The following is a 13,529-nucleotide window of genomic DNA, read 5'->3' on the forward strand; positions in this document are numbered from 1 at the left end:
GCCGCAGACACTTTTGTAGCTGGACGTGGTGACACCCCACATGGAGATTCGTGCGGCGACCGGGGACGACGTGGACGCGATCAGGGCGGTAGCGCGCGCCTCCCTCGACGCGTCGTACGGGCACGCGATCACCGAGACGGTGCTGGAGGCGGCCGTCGACCGCTGGTACGGCCGGGACGCGCTCGGCGCGGACGTCGCCGACGACCGGGTCGTGTTCCCGGTCGCGGTCGCGGACGGCGAGGTCGTCGGGTTCGCCGAGAGCTACGTCGTCGACCGTCGGGATCGCGTCGGCGAGATCGACTGGCTCCACGTCCACCCCGATCACCGCGGCGAGGGGATCGGGACGATGCTGTTAGAGCACGTCGAGGCGGCGCTCCGCGAGCGGGGCGTCGACCGCGTCGAGGGCGCGGTGCTGTCGGCCAACGAGGCAGGCACCGCCTTCTACGAGCGGGAAGGGTACGAGCGCGTCGACGAACGGCTCGTCGACATCGGCCACGACAGCTTTCCCGAGCACCGCTATCGGAAGACGCTCTCGGAGGGGGTCGCCGTCGCGGACGCCGAGACCGTGACGACCGACGACGGGACGGAGCTCCACGTCGCACTGACGGAGAGCTCCCGCGGCTCCGAGGGCCCCTTCTACGTCGTCTACGCCGACCCGGACCACGAGGAGCGGTACGGCTTCCGGTGCGGGGCCTGCGGGAGCCTCGACGTGGCCGTGGACACGATGGAACGGGTCGTCTGCAACGAGTGCGGCAACCGGCGCAAGCCGGCGCGGTGGGACGCGGCGTACCTGTAGTCGGTCCGTGAAGCGGACGAGGCTCCCGGCCGATCCTCAGGGCTCGTAGAAGGCGTCCGCGCCGTGGTCGTCCTGCCACGCGAACGCGAACAGCCGCCGCGAGGGGACCCGTTCGAGCGGCTCCGCGGCCGCACCGCCGGACTCGCCGGTGTGTGCCGCGGGCGCGTCGACGGGCCGGCCGGTCGCGCCGTCGTACAGCGCGCCGGTGCCGTCGGGGCGGTCCGCGCGGAATCCCGCGGGGGTCGCGCGCCACTCGTAGCCGGGGTCCGCGAAGGCGTGGATCCCCTCGTCCGCGAAGACGACGACCGACGCGCCGCCGACCGTCGCGGTCACGACGCCGCCGGCCGCCTCGACGCGCGGGAGGGGGAACCCGAGCGCGTCGCCGCCCCGCTCGACGCCGAGGACGACCGCCTTCGGGTCGAGGTCCGTCCGGTCCCACGAGCGGCCGCCCGTGCCCCGGTGTGCCCCGAGTCCGAACCCCTCAGCCTCGAAGTAGCGCTCGTAGGGCGCCTCGTCGTAGTCGACGGGCTCGGGGTCGTCCCCGTCCCCGGCCGCTTCGCTCTCGCCGCCCGGCGGGGCGAGCACGTCCCCGTCGGGATGTGCCTCCCGGAAGCGGGCCATCGTCGTCACGCCCGCGGGGAGCACCCGCAGCGACGCGCCCGCGAGCACTCCCGAGAGCGCGCGTCCGAGCGACTGCTTCCACTCCGTCCCGGTCTCGCGGTCGTACATCACGAGGTCGTCGTCCGCGAGCTTGCCCGAGACGCCGAACGTGAGCGTCTCGGGGAGGCCGTCCTCGTCGTCGAGGTCGGCGTCTTCCGCGTCGACCGTCTCCGCCCGCCGGTCGTAGACCACCGCGGAGCCGCAGAGCGGACACCACGTCACCGCGACCGGGATGCCGCCCAGTTCGTCGTTGACGATCTCGTGGTAGTGGAGGTAGCGGACGGGGTACGCCCGGGCCCGCCCCTCGACCGTGACCGCGACCACGTCGTCGTCCGGGTCCCCCTCGTAGGCCGCGGCCGGCACGCCCTCCGGGTCGTCGACGCTGGGGATCGCGTCGCGCGGGACGACCCGTCGCACGTCGAACCGGGCGTCGCTCACGACGCTCCGTCCCCCGCGTTCGCGGGATCCGTGTCGTCCCCGGCGTCGACGTGCTCCGCGAGCGCGAACCGGACGCGCTCCTCGTCGCTGCCCTTCGTCTCGCGGCCCGTGACGACCACCTCGCCGATCTTCTCGGTGTTGTCGACGTGCGTGCCCGCACACGCGGTGCGGTCGTAGGGGTCGGCGTCGGGGTCGGGCTCGCCGTCCGCGCCGAGCCCCGCGACCTCCACGATCCGGAGTTCGGTGATGGAGTCCGGCAGCAGGTCGATCCGCGTGCGCTCGGTGTCGAGCGTCGCCTCCGCCTCCTCGCGGTCCATCGTGTAGTGGGTGACGGGGCGGGCGTCCGCGATCAGCTCGTTCAGGCGCTCCTCGATCAGCGCGAGGTCCTCGTCGGTGAAGCGGTCGTGCCCGGCGTCGAGGTGCGCGTGGTCGCCGTACAGCTGATTGCCCGTCGTGGGCGCGTCGAACGCCTCGAGCAGCAGCGCCGACAGCAGGTGCTGTGCGGTGTGGTAGCGCATGTGGGCGTACCGCCGGTTCCACGTCACCTCGCAATCGACCGTCGTTCCGGGTTCGGGCAGGTCCGCCCTCGCCTCGCCGCCGACGGGCGCGTCGTTGGCGACCGCGCCGTTCTCCGGACGGAGCGTGTGGTAGACGTCGTCCGACTTCTGCACGTCGACGACGCGCCAGCGGTCACCGTTCGCCTCGACGACGCCGGTGTCGTGCGGCTGGCCGCCGCCCTCGGGGTAAAAGTACGTGCGGTCGAGCACGAGCCGGTCGTCGAGGCTCCGCTCGACGGTCGCGGAGAACTCCCGGACGTAGCTGTCCGCGAGGTAGGCCTGGTCGGTCATACGCGGACGGAGTCGACCGAGCTACTTACGGGTTGTTGAGTCGGAAACGGGCGGATCCGGCGGTGAAGCACGTGCCGCTTCGACCGCGAGGCGCCCGGAACGCGTCCGCCGAAAAGTGGGTACACTGTCGTAACGTCTAAAAGCGTTACGTACCTCCGTTCGTACAATGAACTACACGGATCGTCACGGGGGGAGGTGCCGGCGTGGGCGTCGAGATTAAGGAGTCCTCGGTGAGCGAGGACGCGTTCGAGGACATGAAGGAGTTCGTCCACGACTACCTCGCCGCCAGCGTCGAGGGCGAGGACGACGGGGGTCGGATGCGGTGGTACCCCTGGCACTCCGCGGAGTACCGGTTCAACCACATCCTCAACGTGATGGAGATCGCCACCGAGATCGCGGAGGCGGAGGGCGCCGACGTGGACGTGGTGCGCGTCGCCGCACTGTTCCACGACGTGGCCAAGTTGGAGGCCGAACAGGACGTTCACGCCGAGGCCGGGGCGCGCGTCGCCCGGGAGTACCTCCGGACGCGCGGGGACTACCCCGAGTCGTTCGTCGAGGAGGTGTGCCAGGCGGTCGAGGACCACTCCTACCAGGGCGACCTCGACGCGGTCGCGCTGGAGGCGCGGTGTCTGATCGAGGCGGACATCCTCGACAAGATCGGCGCCAACGGCAGCGCGCTGATGCTGCTCCGGATGGGCTACGAGTCCCGCTCGCACATGGACGCCGCGAAGATGGTCGACCGCGTGCTCGAACGCGGCCGCGACCACGTCGACCGCATCGAGTCCGACACGGCCGAGAGCATCGCCCACCAGCGGCTCAAGCGCGCCAGGTGGTTCCGCGAGTGGCTGGTCGACGAGGTCGCCGCGATGGACCGGTCCGGCGTCACCGACGAGTAGGACGGCCGCCGATCGGCCCGGCGCCGCCGAGCCGCCGTTCCGGGTCCTATAAGGCCGTCCCCGGCCGAGCGGCGGTATGCTCACCTTCATCGGCCTCGGCCTCTACGACGAGCGGTCGATCACCGTCGAGGGGCAGGAGGCGCTGCGCGCGGCCGACCACGCCTACGCCGAGTTCTACACCAGCCGGCTGGTCGGCGCCGACGTCGCGGACCTGGAGGCGTATCACGGCGTCGACATCGAGGTGCGTGACCGGCCCGGCGTCGAACAGGACCCCGACGACATGCTGGCGAGGGCGGCCGCCTCGGACGTGGCGTTTCTGACCGCGGGCGACACGATGATCTCGACGACTCACGCGGACCTCCGGCTCCGCGCCGAGGAGCGGGGCATCGAGACCCGCGTTATCCACGGCGTCACCGCCCAGTCGGCCGCCTCCAGCCTGACCGGGCTCCAGAACTACCGCTTCGGAAAGGCGGTGACGCTCCCGTTCCCGTACGCCCACGGCGGCGACCGCGTCCCGGAGAGCGTGATCGAGACGATCGAGGCCAACCGCGATCGCGGCCTCCACACGGTCGTCTATCTGGACATAAAGGTCGGCATGGGGCCGCGCGGCCCGGACCCGGACCACGAGGAGTACATGACCGCCGACTACGCGGCCGAGCTGTTCGCCGAGGAGTGGGGCGACGAACTCGCCGTGGTCGTCGCGCGCGCCGGGAGCCCGGACGCCGTCGTCGCCGCGGACCGCCTCTCCGCGCTCGCGGCGCGCGACTTCGGCGACCCGCTGCACCTGCTGGTGATCCCCGGCGACCTCCACCACGTCGAGGCGGACGCGCTGGCGGGGCTCGCCGGCGCTCCCGACGACCTGCTGTGACCTGCGGCGCCGCGTATCGAGGCACGCGACGGGACGTAGCGGAGAAGCGAGGGGAGGGCGACGGACGGCGTCGTTATCGGTCGCTCACGTCCTCGGCGACCGCCACGAGCCGGGTCCAGCTGTTGATCCCGGCGCGGAGGGCGACGAGGTCGTGCGCCCGCACGCGGACCGCCACCGTGTCCCCGTCGCGGTCGACGCTCGCGGTCGAGCGGGCGTCGTCGATCTCGCCGACCTCCGGGCCGAGCGCGTCGGCCACGAGGCGAGCGCGACGCTCGTCGGGGTAGGAAAAGCGCAAGAAAGCGTCGTGCTCGAACGCCGGCGACACGGGTGGACCCGTCAGTTGACGTCGACTTCTTTGACGTCGCCGCCGCGCTCCTTCAGGAGGACGCGGTGGCCACAGTACGGACAGCGGACGCCGCCGTACTCGTCGAGCGTCACGTCGCGCTTACAGCGGGAGCACTTGTAGCTCATTATTCCTCGTCGGCCAGCGCGGCGCGGATGGAGCGCCGGACGGTGCGGCCGCCGGGCGTCTCGGGGCGGTAGGCGCCGCCGGTGAACTTCTCGCCCGTCTCCTCGTTGACCCAGATGCCGGTCCCCACGCGGGTGACGTCGTCGCCGTCGACCGTCGCGGACTCCATCTCCGCTTCGATGTCCTGCACGCGCTTGCGGGCGACGCGCCCGTAGCGTGCGCCGAATCGGCCCGCGCTGCCGGTGGATCGAGCCTCGTTCTCAGCCATAGTGGAGAAGAGTACCGCCAGCGTGGGTAAAAAGGCTACGAGTCCGGGCGCCCCGCGGGAGGGCCTCACAGTCCCGGAGCGGAGGAACGACCACCGGGACAACGGCCTTTTAGCTTCGAGCGACCACACCTCGAACAATGAACTGTCGGCGGTGTGGCACCCCCCTCGACAAGCCCGGGGACTACTGTCTCACCTGCAACACCGCCAACAGCGACGCCGTGGTGGTCCGCTTCGACCCCGACCGCGCGGAGATCGCGATGCTCGACGACGACGAGGTCGTCGGCCGGACGACCGTCACCACGATCCCCGAGCGCGACCGCCGGGACGGGGACGAGCGCGAGACGGTTCAACGGCGGAACTTCGCGGGCCGGGTCGCCGACGAGATCCGGCGCAAGCGCCCCGAGGCGGTGTATGCCGCCGGCGAGCGCGGACCGCTCCGCGAGGCGCGCGCCCAGCTCCACCACGAGTTCTACCGCATCCCCGACGAGGCCGACCCCGTCGCGTGGGTGCGCGACCGCCGCGGCGACCGCGCGCTCGAAGTCGTCGAGACGCCGCCGAAGGAGAAGATCGGCGGCACGCACTCGACGCTGATCGGCGGCCGACCGGGACGGCGCGCCATCTCCACGGTCGCGGGACACCCGCACGTCAAGAAGATCGTCCCGGGGCCGATCGACGCGGGCGGGACCGGGTCGCGGACGGGGCTGCGCGCGAAGGCCACCCGCGCGGACCGGAACGGCAACGTGCGGCTCCTGTTGCGGGACGGCTCCAGCGTGCAGGAGAACCGGATCGTCACGACCGCGATGGACCGCGACACCGGCGAGCGCGTGCGCGAGGACCTCAACGAGGCGCTACGCGAGGCGGAACTGCAGGACGGCTGATCCGACCGGCCGCCCCCGACTTCTCTACTCGTCCTGCCGCACGTACAGCGTCTTCTCGCACTCCGCGTGGACGACGCCCTCGGCGTCGACGATCGCCACCTCGTAGACGCGGTCGAACGACTCGCCGGGGGACAGCGCCTCGCGGATGCGGTCGAGCTCGGCCCCCTCGATCTCGAACTCCGCGTACAGCGTCTCGCGGCCGGGCTTTCTGAACCTGATGTCGGCCGCCTTGTCCCACACCGTGTAGCGGTCGGTGTCGAGGTTCCGCCGCAGCAGGCTCATGTAGACGGGGTCGACCGCGCCGTAGAGACTGCCGCCGAAGATCGCGCCGACGACGTTCCGCGTCCGCCAGTTGAACGGGATCCGGACGCGGACGTAGCGCCAGTCGCCGCCGATGTGGTCGATCCGCGCGCCCGTCCCGCGGTAGGCCGGGAACAGGTTGTAGCCGTGCCGCCAGAGCCGCGTCCGGAGCGTCTCCGCGGGCGGGTCGTCACGCAATGGGGCGCGCTCCGGCCCGTCGTCGCTCATACCCGCACACGCGACCGAAGGCGCATACCCCTGTCGGAACCGGCGACGGCGTTGGTGCGGTCGCGGCGCCCTCCTTTTACGTCGGCGCGCGCCGGACGACCCGTATGGAGACGGAGACGCTCGGCGACCCCGCCGACCCGGACCTCGCGTGCGTGCTCGGCTGGGGGAACCGCCTCGACCACGAGAACGTCCGCTGGCTGCTGGAGACGCTCGCGGCCGACAGCCGCGTCACCGCGGTACAGATCCCGATCACGGTCACCGACTTCGAGGCGGGGTACCTCGACCCGGTCCGCGAGGTCGTCGACGGCCTCGACGACGACTACCGCTTCGTCGGCCACTCGACCGGCGGGCTGATCGGCGCGTACCTCCGCGGGGAGGCGGCGCCCGCGACGCGGACGTACCTCAGCCCGTGGTGGGGAATGGTTCCGGAGACGGCCGGCCCCATCTTCGACCTCGTCACGCGGCTCCCGATTTCTCGACGGGTCGTCCCCGTCGGCACCGCCGACCGCGACGCGCTCGGCGCGCTCGCGACCGACCGCCAGATCAGGGAGGGGCCCGACCGAGCGGCGCCGACGTTCCTCCGGGAGGCGGCGCGGGCGCAGGCCGGCCTCGCGGCCGTCGACCCCGACCCCGACGCGGTCGCCTTCTGTACCCTGACGGACCGGATCGTCGACCCGCGTCGCGTGGGGGACCGCGTCGAGGCCGAGCGCACGGTGCTGTACGACGGCGGCCACGAGCTGTTCTCCTCCCCGTCGCGCGACGAGCACGCGTCGACGCTCCGGGCGGTCGTCCGCGAGGGGCCGGCGGGACTGCCGTAGCGCCCCGGGACGGCCCCGCGGGTGAATCTCGCTCCGACCCCGAAACCCGTATCCCGACCGGTCCGCTACGGGTCGGTAATGGACTGCGACAAGTGCGGCGCGGACGCGGTCACCTTCGCGGCCTACTCCGGCGCCCACCTCTGTGAGGACCACTTCTGTCGCTCGGTCGAGAAGCGCGTGCGCCGGCGGGTCCGGGAGGACGGCCTCCTCGACCCCGAGGCGACGCCCGACGACCCCGACCGCTGGGTGATCGGTCTCTCGGGCGGGAAGGACAGCGTCGTGCTCGCGTCGATCCTCGACGACACGTTCGGCAAGGACCCCCGCGTGGAGATGCTCGCGCTCACCATCCACGAGGGGATCGAGGGGTACCGCGACGAGAGCGTCGACGCCTGCGTCGAGCTGGCCGACGACCTCGACATGCGCCACGAGGTGGTGTCGTACGCCGACGAGATCGGCGTCGAGATGGACGACGTGGTCGAGAAGGACCCCGAGAACATGGCCGCCTGCGCCTACTGCGGCGTCTTCCGGCGCGACCTGCTGGAGACCTACGCCGACGAGTTCGGCGCCGACAAGCTCCTCACCGGACACAACCTCGACGACGAGGCCCAGACCGCGCTGATGAACTTCCTCGAGGGCGACGTTCGCCAGATCGCCAAGCACTTCGACGCCTCGCTCGGCCCCTTCGACGAGCGCGGCGGAGCGACCGATGCCGCGGACGACGACGCGGACGACGACGCGCCCTTCATCCCGCGCGCGAAGCCGCTCCGCGACGTGCCCGAGAAGGAGGTCGCGCTCTACTGCCACCTCCGGGACATCCCCGCGCACATGGCCGAGTGCCCGCACGCGGACGAGGCGTACCGCGGCGAGATCCAGCGACTCCTCTACGACTTGGAGGAGAACCACCCCGGTACCCGCCACTCGATCATGGCCGGCTACGAGGAGCTGGCAGCGCTGGCGGCCGACCGCTACCGCGACGACGGAGAAGGGCCGGAGCTCCGCGAGTGCGCGGAGTGCGGCTCCGTGACCAGCCGCGAGGTCTGCCGGAAGTGCCGACTCGTCGCGGCCATCGAAGCGGTCTGAGAGTCGGAGCGGGGCGTCGGAGTCGCGGCGGCGCGGTCGCTCGTCGGTGCGGGGTCGAAAAAACGTGACGCGGTTCGCGGCGAACGGCCGGCGTCAGCGGATGACGTCGAGGCCGTTGTTCTTCTCGACCGGGTCCTCGCCGCCGTCGGACTCCCAGGCCGCGGCGTCGCTGCCGCCGGAGACGTCCGCGGACGGGGTACGGGAGACGTCCGCCGCGCCGTCGTGGACCTCGCCGTCGCCCTCGATGCTGGCGCGGGACTTGTCGGCCTGTTTCTGCGTGGACGGGCCGAGCACCTGCGCGCTCTGGACGCCCGTCATGATCGCCATGACGCGCACTTTCCCCTTGTACTCCTCCTGGATCCGGGCGCCCCAGATCACGTTGGCGCTCGCCTCGAGGCGCTCCGTGATGCTGTCGGCGATACCCTCCGCCTCCTTCAGCGTCAGGTCGGGGCCGCCCGTGATGTGGACGAGCCCGCCGGACGCGCCGCGGTAGTCCACGTCCAGAAGCGGGTGGTTCATCGCGTCGTTGACCACTTCCTGGGTCTTGTTCTTGTCCTGGGTCTCGCCGACCAACATCACCGCGACGCCGCCCTGGTTCATGATCGTGGACATGTCCGCGTAGTCCAGGTTGATCAGGGACGGCTGGGTAATCGTCTCCGAGATCCCCTTCACCGTCTCCGCGATGATCTGGTCCATCACGGAGAACGCCTTACCGATGGGAAGGTTCGGGACGTAATCGAGGAGGCGGTTGTTGTCGAGCACGATGATCGAGTCGGCCTCGTTGCGGAGCTCCTCGAGCCCCTCCTCGGCCTTGACCGTGCGGGCGCGCTCGACGTTGAACGGCGTCGAGACCATCCCGACGACGATGGCGCCCTGCTCCTTGGCGATCTTCGAGACGACGGGCGCGGCGCCGGTGCCGGTCCCGCCGCCCATGCCGGCCGTGACGAACACGAGGTCGGCGTCGCCGAGCACTTCCTTGATGGTCCCCTGGGCCATCTCGGTGGCGCGCTCGCCCATCTTCGGGTCGCCGCCGGCCCCGAGGCCGGAGGTGAGCGACTTGCCGACGAGGATCTTCGTGTCGGCCTCGATCATCTTGAGGTGCTGCTTGTCGGTGTTGATCGCGACCGTGTCGGCCCCGTCGACACCGATGTTGTACAGGCGGTTGATCGTGTTGTTGCCCGCGCCGCCGGCGCCGACGATGACGATTCGGGGGTCCCCGAAGTCGTCGTCGTCCATGTCGGCGTCCATCTCGCGCTGCTCGGCCTCGGCGTTGTCGAGTGCGTCCTGAACGATGTCCTGCATCGTTACACCTTGGCCCAGCCGCGCTTGCCGCGGCGCTGGCTCTCGTGGTCCCCGTCCTGCTCGTTGAGCATCTCACGGACGGCGGAGCGAATCGCCTCGCTCCGATTCGGGAACTCCCCCGTCTCGACCATCTGTTCGACCTCCTCGATCTGCTGTTTCGGTATGCGTAGTGTCACACGCTCCATGCTTACATTCCCCCGGTAAGACGGCGGGCGACGAGCGCCCGCGTCTTACGAAACGGAACCGCCGGACGGAACGGACTCCCGTTCCGCGGCGGCCGTCTGTAAGACGACCGTCTTACGCACATAGACGCACCGAGGCATAGAACTTAAAGGTAACGGCGATTGTAAGACACGCTAGCGAAAACGGCGTATACGTCGGCCACGACCCCGCTATCCGCGTTTACCTCGTGTCGAGTACGTCCGCAGCGGGGGTCCGGCGGCCGCAGCCGGGACAGAAGCCCCAGTCCGTCCGCACCTCGTCGCCGCACTCGCAGAACATGCGGTGGGCGGTCTTCTCGCCGCAGTTGGCGCAGTACACGTCGCCCGCCTCCAGCGTTTCGCCGCAGCCGCCGCAGGTCCGCTCCCCGTTCTCGCCCGGCGCGGTCGCGGAGTCGGCGGACCGGTCGGCGGCGTCCGACGCGGAGGGCTCCTCGTCCGCCGGCTCCTCCCGCTCCGCGGCCGGCCCACGACCGGACGCCCGCCGTCCGCTCGCCGACCGCTCGGTCGTCTCGTCCGCCGCCGTCGCGCCGTCGACGGTGACGTTGACGTTGATGTCGCGGTCGCGAGGCGCGGGGCCGTACCCGCGGGCCGCCGCGTCGCCGAGGCGTTCGTCGAGCGCGGCGTCGAGCCGGTCGGCGATGATGGCGTCGACGCGCTCCGCGATGGCGCCCTCGAGGCCGTCCGCGGCGACCTCGCGGTCGGCGTCCGCCGCCTCGGCCGCGTCCGACGCGTCCGACGACGCCGCCTCGTCGAGGTGACTGCGCAGCGCCTCGCGCATCACCTCGCTTTTGGAGGCGTCTAGCGCCTCCAGCCGCTCCACGAGGTCGTCGTCCGCGCGGAACGTGATCTTACTCATCTCGACACAGCATCCTCGCCCCCACTACATCAATCTTCCTGCGCGTCCGACGCGCGTGTGACACGCCGCCTTCCCGGACCGTCGGACCGTCGCCGCCGACCACCGACCGATCCCACGCGGGCCGCCGTCGCGGCGAGAAACCGGCCGTAAGCTCTTTGCCGTCAGAATTGCGAAGCTATCCGCAATGAGCATCGATCCCGAACGCGACGAGGCTCTGGAGAGTGGCCTCGACGCACTCCCTGCAGGGGAATTCCTCCGGGCGAGTCCCGACCCGGCAGTGACGGTCGGGCTCGACGGCACAGTCCACGCGGCCAACCCCGCGCTCGAACGCATCCTCGGGTACGCCCCGACCGCGGTCGTCGGCGAGTCGGTCGAGATGCTGATACCGAACCGCTTCTCCGCGGCCGCCCGCGAGCTTGCAGCCGAGTACGTCGAGACAGGCGAGTCACCCGTCGGCACGGCGAACCTCGAACTGCTCGCCCGACACGCGGAGGGCCACGAGGTGCCCGTCTCCGTGACGCTCGTCGAGCACGGCCACGCGGGGGAGCCGGTCGTGACCGCAGTCGCCCGCGAGATCAGCGACGCCATCGAGACGCGCGAGGAGCTGACCCGGGAGCGCGACCGCCTCGCCGCCGCGCTGACCGCGATGGCGAGCGAGCGGGACGTGCACGAGGTCTCGGTTCCGGACGTGGCGGCGTCCGCGTGGGCGACCGTCGAGACCGGATCGGAGTCGCTCGACATCGACGTGGGCGCCGTCGTGGAGACGGACGCGACCCGACTGAAGGCGCTGCTGACGGCGCTGTTCGCCGCGACCGCGCCCGAGGAGAACACCGTCCGCGTGGTCGGCGACGCGGACGCGGTGCGCGTCGAGGGAGCCGCGGTCGCCACGGACCTGGGCGCCGCGCCGGCGCTCGCGGCCGACCTCGGCGTCGCGTTGGACGTCGAACCGACCGCCGTCACCGTCTCCTTCTGAGCGCGCCGGTCCGGGAGGTCGCCGCGCCTCCGGGTCGCCCGCCGGCCGGCTTCCGGGCGCTCGGGGGTGACCCGGAAGCGCTTTCCGTCGCGCTCGCCTCGTCCGGTCATGGAGTACGAAGCGAGCCTCGACCGCGCCATCGACTCGCTCCCGGACCTCGGCGGGTCCGACGAGCGACTGCAGGTGCCGGACCCGCAGGCACAGAAGGACGGCGCGTTCACCCGACTCACCAACCTCTCGGCCATCGCGGACGCGCTCGGGCGCGACCCCGAGCACCTCCACTCGAACCTCCAGCGCGAGCTGGGGACGGCCGGCCAGTACGAGAACGGCGTCGCGCGCTACAACGGCACGTTCCGCCCGAGCGACTTCGAAGCGGCCATCGACGCCTACGTCGCCAGCTACGTCACCTGTTCCGAGTGCGGCCTCCCCGACACGCGACTCGTCACCGAGGACCGCACGCAGATGCTTCGCTGTGAGGCCTGCGGGGCGTTCCGCCCGGTCGCGAAGCGCTCGTCGAACACGACGAAGACGACCACCCAGGAGGAGGCCATCGAGGAGGGCAACACCTACGAACTGGAGATCGTCGGCACCGGCCGCAAGGGCGACGGCGTCGCCGAGCGCGGCCAGTACACGATCTTCGTCCCCGGCGCCTCCGAGGGCGACACCGTGAAGGCGTACATCGAGAACGTCTCCGGTACGCTCGCCTTCTCTCGCCAGGTCTAACTGCCGATATTCCGTTTTGACCGATAGCGATACTGGGTATAGCGGGCTGATCTAGAAGTGTCTGTTTTCTGTCTCATAAGGCGTGCTGATGCGCTCATTGTCGACACCCAGAAAGCCCTCGACCGCTCGGTCTACGCTTTTTCTGGATCAGTCAAGCGTTCTGCTGTGCTCACCGCCAACACTCAGAAAGCCCTCGACCGCTCGCGGGCGCTCAGCGACATATCGGCGCCTCTCCACACCGCCCGGCGCCGATAGGGGTCGTCTGAGCGCCCGCGACCGGCCTCGCCCTTTCAGTCCGCCAGGGCGTCATTTGTAGGGTCGGTCGTCGCGCCCGGTCGATCGGTGGTTCTCGATACCGGCTGTCGAGGCACGCGTGGCCTCACACCTCCCCAGCCTCAGCCGCCCGCGGCCTTCGCGTTGCTCCGGCCGCGGGCGGGCTTCCCTCGCGCGCGTTGCTCGCGCGCGCCAAGCGCGGGACAGCCGGCGAGCCGACGTGTCGAAGAACGAGCGATCAGGCTGCACTCACGGCGGGAGTTCTGCCTAATACGCGAAAAACGTTCGTCCCGCGGTGGCGCGGTCGGCGCGCGCCGCGGCGACCGCAACGCGTGTCGCCGCGACCGTGCGAGGGAGGGCGCGGGCCGGCCGCCTGCGCTGCGGTTTCGCGGCCGGCCCGCGGCCGAGGCTGGGGAGGCGTGAGGCTGCGGTGCTGTGCGGTCGCGGGGCGGTGGGTGGGACTGAAAGGGGCAGCCGGCTCGGTCCGGCCCCGACGACGTAAGCACCGCAGTCCCGCGGCGACCCTGTGTCGCCGCGACTGTTCGAGGAGCGTGGTTCGAAAGAGCAAAGCTCTTTCGTCATCCCGAAAATCTCCGATTTTCGGACGACAGCGAGGCGCGGCCGGTCGAGCCGG

17 protein-coding genes are annotated in these 13,529 nt (G+C 71.1%); 8 read left to right on the forward strand and 9 right to left on the reverse strand.

Features of this window, described 5'->3' with window-relative positions:
• Positions 1–40 precede the first annotated feature (40 nt).
• The gene (locus tag ACQE3L_RS13935; protein WP_426964473.1) at positions 41–796 is read left to right on the forward strand and encodes a GNAT family N-acetyltransferase; all 756 of its coding nucleotides are present in this window, start codon (positions 41–43) and stop codon (positions 794–796) included.
• A gap of 36 nt (positions 797–832) precedes the next feature.
• Here ACQE3L_RS13935 and ACQE3L_RS13940 read toward each other — a convergent pair whose 3' ends face one another.
• A complete protein-coding gene (locus tag ACQE3L_RS13940) occupies positions 833–1,894 on the reverse strand; it encodes a DUF3179 domain-containing protein (protein ID WP_426964474.1) in 1,062 nt (353 codons plus the stop codon).
• The gene (locus tag ACQE3L_RS13945) at positions 1,891–2,742 is read right to left on the reverse strand and encodes an alanyl-tRNA editing protein (RefSeq protein WP_426964475.1); all 852 of its coding nucleotides are present in this window, start codon (positions 2,740–2,742) and stop codon (positions 1,891–1,893) included. Before ACQE3L_RS13945 ends, ACQE3L_RS13940 begins: the two co-directional genes overlap by 4 nt.
• 203 nt (positions 2,743–2,945) lie before the next feature.
• On the opposite strand from ACQE3L_RS13945, the gene ACQE3L_RS13950 reads away from it, so the two are divergent.
• Together ACQE3L_RS13950 and dph5 are read left to right on the forward strand one after the other, a co-directional pair.
• On the forward strand, positions 2,946–3,638 hold the full coding sequence (locus ACQE3L_RS13950) for an HD domain-containing protein (protein WP_426964476.1): 693 nt from the start codon (positions 2,946–2,948) through the stop codon (positions 3,636–3,638).
• A gap of 76 nt (positions 3,639–3,714) precedes the next feature.
• Positions 3,715–4,506, forward strand: coding sequence for a diphthine synthase (gene dph5, locus ACQE3L_RS13955; protein ID WP_426964477.1), 792 nt, complete (start codon positions 3,715–3,717; stop codon positions 4,504–4,506).
• 73 nt (positions 4,507–4,579) lie between these two features.
• Here the strand turns inward: dph5 and ACQE3L_RS13960 are convergent, their stop codons facing one another.
• Genes ACQE3L_RS13960 through ACQE3L_RS13970 form a run of 3 tightly spaced genes read right to left on the reverse strand, consistent with a single transcriptional unit; the run spans position 4,580 to position 5,243 of the window.
• Positions 4,580–4,831 carry a KEOPS complex subunit Pcc1 gene (locus ACQE3L_RS13960; protein ID WP_426964478.1) on the reverse strand — a complete coding sequence of 84 codons (252 nt, stop codon included), beginning with the start codon at positions 4,829–4,831 and terminating at the stop codon, positions 4,580–4,582.
• Positions 4,832–4,842: 11 nt separating this feature from the next.
• Positions 4,843–4,977: a DNA-directed RNA polymerase subunit P gene (locus tag ACQE3L_RS13965; RefSeq protein WP_058366444.1), complete on the reverse strand. Its 135-nt coding sequence runs from the start codon at positions 4,975–4,977 to the stop codon at positions 4,843–4,845.
• Positions 4,977–5,243, reverse strand: coding sequence for an eL43 family ribosomal protein (locus tag ACQE3L_RS13970; RefSeq protein WP_058366445.1), 267 nt, complete (start codon positions 5,241–5,243; stop codon positions 4,977–4,979). The genes ACQE3L_RS13965 and ACQE3L_RS13970 overlap by 1 nt, the downstream gene beginning before the upstream one ends.
• Positions 5,244–5,380: 137 nt before the next feature.
• Here ACQE3L_RS13970 and ACQE3L_RS13975 point away from each other — a divergent pair, with 137 nt between their 5' ends.
• Entirely contained in the window at positions 5,381–6,121 is a 741-nt protein-coding gene (locus ACQE3L_RS13975; protein ID WP_426964479.1) for a DUF2103 domain-containing protein, read from the forward strand.
• Between the two features lie 24 nt (positions 6,122–6,145).
• Here the strand turns inward: ACQE3L_RS13975 and ACQE3L_RS13980 are convergent, their stop codons facing one another.
• Positions 6,146–6,649 (reverse strand): DUF4442 domain-containing protein, encoded by a 504-nt coding sequence (locus tag ACQE3L_RS13980; protein ID WP_426964480.1) that lies wholly within the window; start codon positions 6,647–6,649, stop codon positions 6,146–6,148.
• A gap of 104 nt (positions 6,650–6,753) precedes the next feature.
• Here ACQE3L_RS13980 and ACQE3L_RS13985 point away from each other — a divergent pair, with 104 nt between their 5' ends.
• Together ACQE3L_RS13985 and ncsA are read left to right on the forward strand one after the other, a co-directional pair.
• Positions 6,754–7,467, forward strand: a complete 714-nt coding sequence (locus tag ACQE3L_RS13985) for an alpha/beta fold hydrolase (RefSeq protein ID WP_426964481.1) — start codon at positions 6,754–6,756, stop codon at positions 7,465–7,467.
• A 78-nt stretch (positions 7,468–7,545) separates the two neighbouring features.
• On the forward strand, positions 7,546–8,547 hold the full coding sequence (gene ncsA, locus ACQE3L_RS13990; RefSeq protein ID WP_426964482.1) for a tRNA 2-thiolation protein NcsA: 1,002 nt from the start codon (positions 7,546–7,548) through the stop codon (positions 8,545–8,547).
• 93 nt (positions 8,548–8,640) lie between these two features.
• Here ncsA and ftsZ read toward each other — a convergent pair whose 3' ends face one another.
• The 3 genes from ftsZ to ACQE3L_RS14005 all read right to left on the reverse strand — a co-directional run bounded on the left by ftsZ (position 8,641) and on the right by ACQE3L_RS14005 (position 10,926).
• Positions 8,641–9,849, reverse strand: a complete 1,209-nt coding sequence (gene ftsZ, locus ACQE3L_RS13995; protein ID WP_426964483.1) for a cell division protein FtsZ — start codon at positions 9,847–9,849, stop codon at positions 8,641–8,643.
• Positions 9,850–9,851: 2 nt separating this feature from the next.
• Positions 9,852–10,034 carry a ribbon-helix-helix domain-containing protein gene (locus tag ACQE3L_RS14000; protein WP_058366451.1) on the reverse strand — a complete coding sequence of 61 codons (183 nt, stop codon included), beginning with the start codon at positions 10,032–10,034 and terminating at the stop codon, positions 9,852–9,854.
• 217 nt (positions 10,035–10,251) lie between these two features.
• Complete coding sequence (locus ACQE3L_RS14005; RefSeq protein ID WP_426964484.1) at positions 10,252–10,926, reverse strand: ribbon-helix-helix protein, CopG family; 675 nt, start codon at positions 10,924–10,926, stop codon at positions 10,252–10,254.
• Between the two features lie 184 nt (positions 10,927–11,110).
• Here ACQE3L_RS14005 and ACQE3L_RS14010 point away from each other — a divergent pair, with 184 nt between their 5' ends.
• Together ACQE3L_RS14010 and ACQE3L_RS14015 are read left to right on the forward strand one after the other, a co-directional pair.
• A complete protein-coding gene (locus ACQE3L_RS14010) occupies positions 11,111–11,899 on the forward strand; it encodes a PAS domain S-box protein (RefSeq protein WP_426964485.1) in 789 nt (262 codons plus the stop codon).
• A 108-nt stretch (positions 11,900–12,007) separates the two neighbouring features.
• The gene (locus ACQE3L_RS14015) at positions 12,008–12,622 is read left to right on the forward strand and encodes a translation initiation factor IF-2 subunit beta (protein WP_426964486.1); all 615 of its coding nucleotides are present in this window, start codon (positions 12,008–12,010) and stop codon (positions 12,620–12,622) included.
• The last annotated feature ends 907 nt before the right edge of the window (positions 12,623–13,529 follow it).

Origin of the sequence: Haloparvum alkalitolerans (assembly GCF_050122995.1) — an archaeon.
GTDB classification, from domain to species: Archaea; Halobacteriota; Halobacteria; order Halobacteriales; family Haloferacaceae; genus Haloparvum; species Haloparvum alkalitolerans.